Source organism: Pantoea sp. CTOTU50773, from assembly GCF_032082325.1.
In the GTDB taxonomy this organism is placed as follows: Bacteria; Pseudomonadota; Gammaproteobacteria; order Enterobacterales; family Enterobacteriaceae; genus Pantoea; species Pantoea communis.
The window spans coordinates 1-11639 of record NZ_DAMDQC010000135.1 but is presented as its reverse complement, the minus strand read 5'-3'; the positions used below and the strand labels follow the sequence as shown (position 1 = coordinate 11639).

Sequence of the window (11639 nt, the reverse complement as noted above, 5' to 3'; positions counted from 1 at the left end):
TACCGCTACGCGGGCAAACGGCCATTGGCCCGTTAAATCTGTTTACCGGCCGCAGCGGCCATTCACCGGGTTCGGTATGGTTCCATCTGCCGATTGCCGGTGGCATCACCTATATGGGCGACTGGAGCCGCGAAGCGCTGCTGTTGCCGTTTGACTGCCCGCCGCAGGCTAAGCTGTTGATCACTGATGCGTCCTACGGCGATCGCACGCAGCGTTTGTGCGATCAGATGGATGCACTGGGGATGGCCGCCACCCACGGCGCGGTGATTGCCGTGCCGGAACACGGACGCGGTCCGGAAGTGGCTTTACAGCTCACCGCACGGGGGCTGGCGGTTCAGCTCTGCCCGCAAATTCGCAGTGAGGTCGCGCAACTGCTGGCGATGGACAAACTGCCCGCCACCACGGCGCTGGGATTGGTGCGCTTGTTGAAACAGCCGCAGCCGGAACAATGGCGGCCTGCAGATGTCATTGTGGCGGCCGATGCGGTGGCCGACAGCGGCTTAGCCGCGCAGCTCAGTGCTCAGCCAGGCTTTAAGCTGATTTTCAGCAGTCACGTTGCGCCCGGCACACGCGCTGCGCGGCTGCTGGCCGAGCAGCAGGCACGCTGGCTGCCGTGGAACGTCCATCCGCCGCTTGACGATCAGCTATGGTTAATTGAGAAAACCGCTGCCCAGCGCGTGATCCCGGCCTTTATTGCGGCGGCAGAGTGCCCGATTTTAGCGACACGCGCGCCATTATGCTGGCAAGCGCATCTCCCCCTGCAGTGCCATCTGGATAGTCCGCGTTTTCCCCAGGAGCAGCGTCAACGTAGCAGAATATATTGAGTATCCCTCTGAATGTTTTTTCGCCATTGCCGATAACCTGACTACCAACTTTTGTCTGTGGACGATTAACGCTTGTCAGCGCTGCGCTTTTGCGTTTAAGTCTCCACGGTAATTAAGATTTTTCTTAAGAAGCAATTAATACCAGGCCAGCAATAGGCGAACAACAATGAATAATAACTCTGACGTCATGTACCGGCTGCTGGTGCAGAGCGTGGTGGATTATGCCATTTACATGCTCAAACCCGATGGCACCGTCGCCAACTGGAATGCAGGAGCGCAACGCGCCAAAGGTTATACGCCGGACGAAATCGTCGGCAAAAATTTTGCGCTGTTCTACAGCGAAGAAGATCGTAAAAACGGGGCGCCGCAGCGCGGGCTTTCCATTGCGACAGCGGTGGGGCGCTTCGAAACCGAAGGCTGGCGTTATCGTAAAGATGGCAGCGCCTTCTGGGCACATGTGGTGATAGATGCGATTCGCGACGACTTCGGCGAAATGCTGGGCTTTGCCAAAATCACCCGCGACTGCACGGTTCAGCAAGAACAGCAGCGCAAACAGCAGGAACAGGAGCAACGTTTCCGTTTATTAGTTGAAGGCGTAACGGACTACGCCATCTACATGCTTGATCTCGACGGTAACGTCGAAAACTGGAATGCCGGCGCGCAGCGTGCCAAAGGTTACGTGGCCGAAGAGATTGTTGGTCAGAACTTCTCACGCTTCTACAGTGCGCAGGACCGCAAAAATCATATCCCTGAGAAAAACCTCAGCACCGCTTTCAAAACCGGGCGCTTTGAGGATGAAGGCTGGCGCTATCGCAAAGATGGCAGCGCGTTCTGGGCACATGTGATCATTGATGCGATTCGTGATGATGCGGGCAAGCTGATTGGCTACGCCAAAATCACCCGTGACTGCACCGAGCAGCGCGAGCTGCAACGCAAACAGCAGGAATACGAGAAAACCTTCCGACTGCTGGTGGAAGGTGTGACCGATTACGCTATCTACATGCTGGATCTGCAGGGCCGTGTAGTGAACTGGAACGCCGGGGCACAGCGTGCCAAAGGCTATCTTTCCGAGGAGATTGTCGGCCAGCATTTTTCAGTGTTTTACGGTTCTCAGGAGCGGCTGGCCAACACGCCGGAAGCCAACCTAGGTATTGCGCTGAAAACCGGCCGATTTGAAGATGAAGGCTGGCGCTATCGTAAAGATGGCTCGGCGTTCTGGGCGCATGTGGTGATCGATGCCATCCACAATGAAGATGGCAAGATGATCGGCTTTGCTAAGATCACCCGTGATGTCACCGAACGTCGTGAGAACGAGCAGCAACTGCTGCGTGCGCGGGATCTGGCGCAGGCGCAGAGCGCTAAGATGTCTGAGCTGTCTGGTTTCCTCGATACCATCATCGCTAACATTCCGTCTTGCGTGATTGTGGAAGACGCCATCAGCCGCGAAATTTTGATGGTTAATGACAAAGCCGAGCAGCTGTTTGGCGTCAGTAAATCTTTGATTATGCACAAGCGTCCGCACGAGTGTATGTCGGCGGAGCTGAGCGACTATTTCAACAGCCTGGCGGATATCGCGCTGCGCAGCGAAGGCATCCATTCACGCGAGCAGCTGCTGCTGACCGCAGGCGGTGATCGTATTCTGCATACCCGCGCCACCACCATCAGTGGCAAAGATATGCGTCAGAACTACGTGATGCTGATTGTTGAGGACGTTACCGATCAGCGTGAAGCCGATGCGCGTATTCACCACATGGCGCACCACGATAACCTTACCAGCCTGCCAAACCGTATTCTGTTCCGGCAGAAGCTGAGTGAAGCGCTGCGTCAGGATAATCATCACCATGCGTTGAGCGCCACGCTGTGCCTCGATCTTGATAACTTCAAGAACGTTAACGATGCGCTGGGCCATCAGATTGGTGACGATCTGCTGCGCGTGGTGGCAAAACGCTTGCGCAGTGCGCTGCGCGACCATGATACGCTGGCGCGTATTGGCGGCGATGAGTTTGCTATCGTGCTGCCGAATATCAATAACGCGCAGGAAGCGGCGGTGGTGGCTCAGCGCCTGATCGAAGCGATCCGTCCGCCTATTAATGTTGAAGGGCACAATCTTTCCGTTGGGCTGAGCGTGGGCATTGCGTTGACGTCACAGGTCACCAACACGCCGGAGCACATGCTGCGCTGTGCGGATATGGCGTTGTACGAAGCCAAACGCAACGGACGTAACCGCTATGAACACTTCACCATGGAAATGGATGATGTGGCGCGCAGTCGCCGCGTGATTGAAAACGATCTGCGTGAGGCCATCACCGGGCGTCAGCTGAAACTCTACTATCAGCCAATCACCAATGAGGACGAAATCATTGGTTATGAGGCGCTGATGCGCTGGCACCATCCGGTTAAGGGCTTGATCATGCCGAATGATTTTATCCCGATTGCCGAAGAGACCGGACTGATCCACATGCTGGGCGCTTATGCGCTATATGAAGCCTGCCGCGAGGCGCAGAGTTGGGGCACCGAGCAGTCGGTGTCGGTGAACCTGTCGCCGCTGCAGTTTAAGAACAGTTCGCTGGTGTCGGTGGTGGAAGGCGCGTTGCGTGAATCCGGGCTGGCTCCGCATCGCCTCGAAGTGGAGATCACGGAATCGGTGCTGCTGGATGACACGCTGGGTAACATCCGCACCCTGCAAAGCCTGAAAGCGATTGGTGTGCAGATTGCACTGGATGATTTCGGTACCGGCTATTCATCGCTGAGCTATCTGCGATCCTTCCCGTTCGACAAGATCAAAATCGACAAGTCGTTTATCAACGATATGGGAGACAGCCGCGAAGCGCTGGCGATTATCCGGGCGATCACCGGCATGAGCCGCAGTCTGGATATTCAGATCACCGCCGAAGGGGTGGAGAGCAGCGAGCAATTCGCCAAGCTGCGTGAAGAGGGTTGTACCTTGTTCCAGGGCTATTTCTTTGGCCGCCCGCAGCCTTCAGAACTGCGTCTGAGAGAGCTGGAGTAAGCGGTCGCCATGTATGGCGATGCGACAACGCAGGGGGGCATTGATGCGCCCCTGGTTGAGTCTATGTTCCTGATCGTTTGTACGCTCGTCGCCATCTAAGCGTACGATTTCAGCATAAAAAACGCCCGGCATTACCGGGCGTGGTGTTTTCAGCTGTGTGTCGTCTTTATTATGACTGGCCGTGGCCTTCGACGTTCATGCGCCCCAGGTCTTTGTCCACCAGGAACAGGCCTTCGCCTTTGTTGCCCACCAGCGCCAGTTTATCCAGTACGGTTTTGAACAGCTTCTCTTCTTCGTGCTGCTCAGCCACATACCACTGCAGGAAGTTGAAGGTTGAGTAGTCCTGAGACATCAACGCGGTGTGTACCAGGTCGTTGATGCGCTGCGTGATCAGCTGCTCATGCTTCAGCGCTTCTTCCAGCACGTCATTCAGTGAGTTCCAGCTAACGGCAGGGGCGGCAATGCTGCCCAGCACCGGCAGAGAACCGGCATCGCTAACGTAATCGAACAGGCGCTGCATGTGTTCCATCTCTTCGCGAGAATGCATCTTCAGGAAAGCGGCAGCACCTTCAAAACCTTTGTCGCTGCACCATGCGCTCATCTGCAGATACAGGTTGGCAGAGAAGAATTCGAGGTTCAGTTGATCGTTCAGGCGAGAGGTCATTTCAGCAGTTAACATGGCTGAGTCCTTTTTAATTTGTCAGGTGAAGTACGGTGAATTATGCATCAATCTATACTTTTTTGTGAAGGCTTTTTCGACAAAAAGTTGAAATTATCTTATTGATTGTAAATGGAATTATTTCATTTATTGAATGCGAAGAGTTCTCAGGTTTGACTCATTTTCATTCACCCTGGATTGATTATAGCCGTACATCGGCGGATGCTGTGATGAGCCTTTACTTGTCAGGAGCTTAGCGGTGTCGAACGTATTAGATCATTACCATTACCTGCATGAAATCCCGGAACTGGGATTCGAAGAATTCAAAACTTCCGCCTATATCGCCGACCAGCTTGAGCAGGCTGGCATCAGCGTGACGCGCGGCATTAATCACACCACCGGCATCGTGGCGGAAATTGACAGCGGCGTGCCGGGTCCGGTACTGGCGCTACGTGCAGATATGGATGCACTCGGCCACATCATTAACGGCGTCGCCTGTGCACGCCATACCTGCGGCCACGATGGGCACTCTTCGGTGGTGCTGACGGCGGCACAGGAGTTGCTGAAAGAGGGTGCGATCAAGCGCGGCAAGCTTAAGCTGCTGTTCCAGCCTGCGGAAGAACTCGGTGCGGGTGCGTTATCGATGATTGAGGGCGGTGCGCTGGAGGATGTTGAGATGATCCTCGGTTTCCATGTGCGTCCACTGGAAGAGTGCCATGTCGGACAAGCCACGCCAGCCGTGCTTTATTCGGCGTGCAGTACGCTGGAAGCGACAATTAAAGGTGTGCCTGCTCATGCCGCGCGCCCACATTTGGGCGTGAATGCTTTAGATGCTGCGGTACAAGCGGTGCAGGCGGTAAACAGCATCCACCTGGCACCGGGGCTAACCTGGAGCGTGAAAGCTACTCGTTTCCTGTGTGATGCCGGCGTCACCAACTCCGTGCCGGATGAGGCGCGCGTGGTGTGGGATCTGCGTTCGCAGGAGAACACACCGATGGAGGTGCTGAAACAGAAAGTGACGCAGGCGATTCAGCACAGCGTGGCTGCATTGGGTGCGAGCGCTGAAGTGGTGGTACTGAAAGAGATGCCCGCCGCAGAAATCCACGAGGAAGCCACGGCAGTGATCCGGGCAGCGATCGTCGATGTACTGGGGGAAGAAGGGCTGCTCGACACCAAATCCACGCCAGGCAGTGAAGACTTCTTCTACTACCCGGTGAAAAGACCGCAGGTGAAAGCCGGTTTCTGGGGGCTGGGTACCAATCTGGTGCCGGGCCTGCATCATCCTGATATGCGTTTTGAACTGAGTTCGCTGGAGATCGGGGTGAAGATCTTTAAGGCGGCAGTGGTGCGCGTATTGGGTTAGTCGTGTGTCGTTTCCCACACCCCAGCCTCTCCCGCAAATGGGCGAGGCTGTAACCCTGAATGAAAGCCTCGCTCGAGCAGTCTCTTCTTCTCGCCTGCAGGAAAGCGGCAGGGCGAGGGTGTACACAGGTTCCATCCCGCGATTTCCCCGCCTGCTGAAATATTGTATGCTATGCCGCCTTAATGCTGACTGGATAACCGGACTGCCGCCAATGTAGATCGCGCACATCTTGCTGTGAACTGACGCCACTGCGTCACCATTGGTTCCGTTATCCCCCGGCTTTGCCCGGAACGATTTATTCGCAGCGCGCCGCCCGCGCGTTGCCCTTGAAGAAGAATTCACACATGTCTATTGCTTCCTTTTTAGATGAAGTGGCGCGCCGCCGTACGTTTGCGATCATCTCGCACCCGGATGCCGGTAAAACCACCATTACCGAAAAAGTGCTGCTGTTCGGGCAGGCGATCCAAACCGCCGGTACCGTCAAAGGCCGCGGCTCCAGCCAGCATGCTAAATCTGACTGGATGGAGATGGAGAAACAACGTGGTATCTCCATCACCACCTCGGTGATGCAATTCCCGTATCGCGACAGTCTGGTGAACCTGCTGGATACCCCAGGGCACGAAGACTTCTCTGAAGATACCTACCGTACGCTGACGGCGGTTGACTGCTGTTTGATGGTGATCGATGCCGCGAAGGGTGTTGAAGATCGTACCCGTAAGCTGATGGAAGTGACCCGTCTGCGCGATACGCCGATCATCACCTTTATGAACAAACTTGACCGTGACATCCGCGATCCGATGGAACTGCTGGATGAAGTTGAGAGCGAGCTGAAGATTGCCTGCGCGCCAATCACCTGGCCGATTGGCTGCGGTAAGCTGTTCAAGGGCGTGTATCACCTCTACAAAGATGAAACTTACCTGTATCAAACCGGTAAGGGCCATACCATTCAGGATGTGCGCATTGTCAAAGGTCTGGCGAACCCGGATCTCGACGCGGCGGTGGGTGAAGACCTGGCACAGCAACTGCGTGATGAGCTGGAACTGGTGCAGGGCGCATCCCACGAGTTCGATCAGGAGCTGTTCCTGAGCGGTGAAATTACCCCGGTGTTCTTCGGCACCGCACTGGGTAACTTCGGCGTCGATCATATGCTCGATGGCTTAGTGGCCTGGGCACCGACGCCGATGCCACGTAAAACCGATGCGCGTCTGGTGGAATCCAGCGAGGAGAAATTCAGCGGCTTCGTGTTTAAGATCCAGGCGAATATGGATCCGAAACACCGTGACCGTGTTGCCTTCATGCGTGTGGTTTCTGGCAAGTACGAGAAAGGCATGAAGCTGCGCCAGGTGCGTACTGGCAAAGACGTGGTGATCTCGGATGCGTTGACCTTTATGGCCGGCGACCGTTCGCACGTAGAAGAAGCTTTCCCTGGCGATATCATCGGCTTGCACAACCACGGCACCATTCAGATCGGCGACACCTTTACCCAGGGTGAAAACATGAAGTTCACCGGTATTCCGAACTTCGCGCCGGAACTGTTCCGTCGTATTCGTCTGCGCGATCCACTGAAGCAGAAACAGCTGCTGAAAGGGCTGGTTCAGCTGTCGGAAGAGGGCGCGGTACAGGTGTTCCGCCCGGTGCACAACAACGATCTGATCGTGGGTGCGGTTGGTGTGCTGCAGTTCGAAGTGGTTGTGGCGCGCCTGAAAAGCGAATACAACGTTGAAGCGATTTATGAAGCCATCAATGTCGCGACTGCCCGCTGGGTTGAATGTAGCGATGCGAAGAAATTCGACGATTTCCAGCGCAAAAACGAAGTGAACCTGGCGCTGGATGGCGGTGATAACCTCACTTACATCGCCCCAACTATGGTAAACCTCAACATCACGCAGGAACGCTATCCTGACGTGAAGTTCCGCAAAACGCGCGAGCATTAATCCCGCATCACAACAGGGCCAGTGATTTTACTGGCCCTATTTTTATCCTACAGACTCCTCCTAATTGCGCTGCGTTTATCGCTTTTTGGCGAGATATCAACCACAAAAGCCAGCAAAACCTGTAATCCCTACTATGATTATCCTGTCGGACGAGAAAAGAGACCTCTGGTTTCATTACGTCTATGAATGCAGCAACGCCGTTTGTTGCTGGCGCATTCGCAGTTGCGAGTGAGTTAACTGATAGAAGGATGATATCGATGAATAAGACTAAGATTGCTAAAACCCTAATTGCCGCTCTGGCTACCACTGCTCTGATGGGCGGCGCAGCTTACGCTGCGGACACCAGCAGCACGGGTTCTAAAATCGATAGTTCTATGAAAAAAGTCGATGGTTTTATGGATGACAGCGGCATCACTGCTAAAGCCAAAGCGGCGCTGGTGGATGATGAAGCGATTAAAAGTACGGATATCTCAGTAAAAACGCATCAGGGCGTGGTCACGCTGAGCGGCTTTGTCGCTTCGCAGGATCAGGCGGAAAAAGCCGTTGCGCTGGTGCAGAAAGTTGAGGGTGTGAAATCCGTCAGTGACAAACTGCATGTTAAAGACAGCAAAGAAACATCATTGAAAGGTTATGCGGGCGATACCGCAACCACCAGTGAAATCAAAGCTAAGCTTTTAGCAGATGACATTGTGCCATCGCGCAACGTGAAGGTGGAAACCACCGATGGCGTGGTGCAGTTATCAGGAGAAGTGGCGAACCAGGCACAGTCCGATCGTGCTGAGAAAATCGCCAAAGCCATTGAAGGCGTCAAAAGCGTGAAGAATGACCTGAAGGTGAAATCTTAACGCGAGCGAAGCGGCACTGCTTCAGTGCCGTTTCGTAATAAAAACAATGTTGTATGAATAAGCAGTTCGATTTTCACTACGGTAAGGAGAGGCTTATGTTTCGTTGGGGTATTATCTTTCTGGTCATCGCTCTGATTGCTGCAGCATTAGGTTTCGGCGGTCTGGCGGGTACGGCAGCATGGGCAGCTAAAATTGTCTTCATTGTCGGTATTATTCTGTTCCTCGTAAGCCTGTTTACCGGGCGTAAACGACCCTGACCGATTGCGTTAACACAACGCTAACCCGCGAGTCACTAAAGCGGAGACCAGTCATTTGCGGCATAATAGTTAGCCGCACCGATTGCACGATGCAATAGGTCAGGGAATGACAATGACTGGTTCTCCGGGATGCTGCCGTCAGCGGCTCCCTCAGAGCAGGAAAACTGAGGGACATCCATTGGGAATACGCATCCCGGTGTCACTGGACACCTTTGAGCCCCTGGCGCTCACCCCATTTAAATCAAAAAAAATTGCCCTGGTCTGCGAAGGCGGCGGTCAACGCGGCATCTTCACCGCAGGCGTGCTGGATGAGTTTCAACGTGCCGGTTTTAATCCCTTTCAATTGATGCTGGGCACCTCCGCAGGAGCACAAAACCTGTCTGCGTTTGTTTGCGCCCAACCGGGCTACGCGCGCCGCGTCATCACGCGTTATACCACCAGCAAACTGTTTTTTGATCCGTTGCGCTTTGTGCGCGGTGGCCATCTGATCGATCTCGACTGGCTGATCGACATCACCAAACAAGAATTTCCCTTGTCGCTCAGCAATGCCGAAGGACTGTTTGCCAAAGGCAGCGAGTTCTATATGTGTGCCTGTCGCGGTGACGATTACCGCGCCGAATATTTCAACCCTACCAGCCTGAACTGGCACGACGTGATCAAAGCTTCCAGCGCCATTCCTGGGTTCTATCGCAGCGGTGTGCTGATGGACGGCGTGAACTATCTCGATGGCGGTATCAGCGATGCGATTCCGGTGCGTGAAGCCGCACGACGCGGTGCCGATACCATTGTGGTGATCCGCACCGTGCCGTCACAAATGTCTTACACGCCTAAATGGTTCAAACGTATGGAGCGCTGGCTGGGTGACAGCGCACTGCAGCCGATGATCAACATCCTGCATCACCATGAAGAGAGCTATCGTGAGATTCAGCAGTTTATCGAACAGCCGCCAGACGACCTGCGCATCATTGAAATTTACCCGCCGAAACCGCTGGCGAGTATGGCGCTGGGTAGCCGTTTGGCTTCACTGAATCAGGATTACCATTTAGGACGCCGCAGCGGCCGCTATTTCCTCGCGACGCTAGGTCAATGGCTGAGCGATGCCGAACCGTTCCTGCGCCAGACTACCGTGACACCACCGGCCGCCGTGGCGAATGCACCAGACAATCGCGCCGTGCATACGCCGCCGCTGGCGGATAATGATGCCGATTTTGATGCAGGATCGCTGGCATGAGATTTATCGACACCCACTGCCATTTCGATTTCCCGCCTTTTGTCGATGACGCCGCAGGCAGCATCGCCCGTGCGGCGCAGTCGGGTGTGGAACGCATTATTGTGCCGAGCGTCGATGCCAGCCGCTTTGCACTGGTCAGCCAGCTGGCGCAACAGCACGTGGCGCTGTATGCCGCATTAGGGCTGCATCCGATCAATATTGCCGAGCATCAGGATGCGCATCTGGATCAGCTGGAACAGTGGTTGAAAACGCCTGATAGTAAACGTGTGGCGATCGGCGAGATCGGCCTCGATCTCTATATGCAGGACGCGCAATTTGATAAGCAGACGCGATTACTGGATGCACAGCTCAAACTGGCGAAACAGTATGATTTGCCGGTGATCCTGCATTCGCGTCGCACTCACGATCAGCTGGCGCTGCATTTGCGTCGCCATGATTTACCGCGCCGTGGCGTGGTACACGGTTTTGCTGGCAGCCAGCAGCAGGCGGAACGTTTTATCCAGCTTGGCTATGCGATCGGCGTGGGCGGCACCATCACCTATGAACGCGCCAGTAAAACCCGCAACACTATTGCTAATCTGCCGCTCACCTCACTGTTACTGGAAACCGATGCGCCTGATATGCCGTTGCAGGGTTATCAGGGGCAGCCCAACCGTCCTGAGCGCGCGCGCAACGTGTTTGATGTGCTGTGTCAGTTGCGCAGTGAATCGCCCGATATCATTGCTGATACGCTGTGGCAGAACAGCCTGCGCGTGTTTGCCCTGCCTGCCTGACCTCCTCCCGACACAATCTGGATTTCCCGCGGTTTTGGCGGGTATTGGCTACAGTAATAAAATCGGCATTACCCTTTTCTGCCCTTTTTTGTGATAATATTCACAACCTGTATTGCGCCTGAAAACGGGTGTGCTGGCGGTTATTTGTGACTTTAATCACTAAATAATTGTATTCATATGACGAATTTTCTTTTTTCATGTGACATGAAGCGCAATTCATTCAGGTGTGGTTTGTTAGAATTATCACATTATCCGGTGGGCGTCGTCTGCCGGTCACCTTTTGGAGAGCATCATGACCGATCTTAAAGCGGCCGCACAACGCGCCCTGCAACTGATGGATTTGACCACCCTGAACGACGATGACACCGATGGGAAGGTGATCGCGCTGTGTCATCAGGCGAAGTCGCCAGCCGGTAACACTGCGGCCATTTGCATCTATCCACGTTTCATCCCTGCGGCACGTAAAGCACTGCGCGAGCAGGGCACGCCTGATATTCGCATCGCCACGGTCACCAACTTCCCGCACGGCAACGATGACGTTGAGATCGCGCTGGCAGAAACCCGTGCGGCGATTGCATACGGTGCAGACGAAGTGGATGTGGTCTTCCCGTATCGCGCGCTGATTGCCGGTAATCGCGACATCGGTTTTACGCTGGTGAAAGCCTGTAAAGAAGCCTGCGCCGCTGCCAACGTGCTGCTGAAAGTGATCATCGAAACCGGTGAACTGAAAGAAGAAGCGCTGAT

The 11639-nt window shown here is 54.7% G+C and carries 10 protein-coding genes; 9 read left to right on the top strand and 1 reads right to left on the bottom strand.

Annotated elements, in window-relative coordinates:
• Together RT340_RS17855 and RT340_RS17850 are read left to right on the top strand one after the other, a co-directional pair.
• On the top strand, positions 1 to 824 hold an 824-nt coding region (locus RT340_RS17855; protein ID WP_313377402.1), incomplete at its 5' end, for a hypothetical protein.
• A 166-nt stretch (positions 825 to 990) separates the two neighbouring features.
• Complete coding sequence (locus RT340_RS17850) at positions 991 to 3834, top strand: bifunctional diguanylate cyclase/phosphodiesterase (RefSeq protein ID WP_313377401.1); 2844 nt, start codon at positions 991 to 993, stop codon at positions 3832 to 3834.
• Positions 3835 to 4003: 169 nt separating this feature from the next.
• On the opposite strand, the gene ftnA is transcribed toward RT340_RS17850, so the two are convergent.
• Positions 4004 to 4513 carry a non-heme ferritin gene (ftnA, locus tag RT340_RS17845; RefSeq protein ID WP_097118111.1) on the bottom strand — a complete coding sequence of 170 codons (510 nt, stop codon included), beginning with the start codon at positions 4511 to 4513 and terminating at the stop codon, positions 4004 to 4006.
• A 238-nt stretch (positions 4514 to 4751) separates the two neighbouring features.
• Here ftnA and RT340_RS17840 point away from each other — a divergent pair, with 238 nt between their 5' ends.
• From RT340_RS17840 to deoC, 7 genes are all read left to right on the top strand, one after another.
• A complete protein-coding gene (locus RT340_RS17840) occupies positions 4752 to 5855 on the top strand; it encodes a M20 peptidase aminoacylase family protein (RefSeq protein ID WP_058959204.1) in 1104 nt (367 codons plus the stop codon).
• Positions 5856 to 6199: 344 nt separating this feature from the next.
• The gene (gene prfC, locus RT340_RS17835; protein WP_160833665.1) at positions 6200 to 7789 is read left to right on the top strand and encodes a peptide chain release factor 3; all 1590 of its coding nucleotides are present in this window, start codon (positions 6200 to 6202) and stop codon (positions 7787 to 7789) included.
• Positions 7790 to 8046: 257 nt separating this feature from the next.
• The gene (gene osmY, locus RT340_RS17830) at positions 8047 to 8634 is read left to right on the top strand and encodes a molecular chaperone OsmY (RefSeq protein ID WP_224933861.1); all 588 of its coding nucleotides are present in this window, start codon (positions 8047 to 8049) and stop codon (positions 8632 to 8634) included.
• Positions 8635 to 8729: 95 nt separating this feature from the next.
• Positions 8730 to 8891 (top strand): DUF1328 domain-containing protein, encoded by a 162-nt coding sequence (locus tag RT340_RS17825; RefSeq protein WP_007893192.1) that lies wholly within the window; start codon positions 8730 to 8732, stop codon positions 8889 to 8891.
• 178 nt (positions 8892 to 9069) lie between these two features.
• Positions 9070 to 10122, top strand: coding sequence for a patatin family protein (locus RT340_RS17820; RefSeq protein ID WP_313377400.1), 1053 nt, complete (start codon positions 9070 to 9072; stop codon positions 10120 to 10122).
• Complete coding sequence (locus RT340_RS17815; protein ID WP_160833663.1) at positions 10119 to 10895, top strand: TatD family hydrolase; 777 nt, start codon at positions 10119 to 10121, stop codon at positions 10893 to 10895. Before RT340_RS17820 ends, RT340_RS17815 begins: the two co-directional genes overlap by 4 nt.
• Positions 10896 to 11187: 292 nt before the next feature.
• Positions 11188 to 11639, top strand: a 452-nt coding sequence (gene deoC / locus RT340_RS17810; protein WP_313377399.1) for a deoxyribose-phosphate aldolase, incomplete at its 3' end; no start/stop codon positions are given.

Bases quoted from the DNA above. Each gene is read 5' to 3' on its own strand.
- RT340_RS17850 (WP_313377401.1), top strand. From the start codon at position 991: ATGAATAATAACTCTGACGTCATGTACCGGCTGCTGGTGCAGAGCGTG.
- ftnA (WP_097118111.1), bottom strand. From the start codon at position 4,513: ATGTTAACTGCTGAAATGACCTCTCGCCTGAACGATCAACTGAACCTC.
- prfC (WP_160833665.1), top strand. From the start codon at position 6,200: ATGTCTATTGCTTCCTTTTTAGATGAAGTGGCGCGCCGCCGTACGTTT.
- osmY (WP_224933861.1), top strand. From the start codon at position 8,047: ATGAATAAGACTAAGATTGCTAAAACCCTAATTGCCGCTCTGGCTACC.
- RT340_RS17825 (WP_007893192.1), top strand. From the start codon at position 8,730: ATGTTTCGTTGGGGTATTATCTTTCTGGTCATCGCTCTGATTGCTGCA.
- RT340_RS17815 (WP_160833663.1), top strand. From the start codon at position 10,119: ATGAGATTTATCGACACCCACTGCCATTTCGATTTCCCGCCTTTTGTC.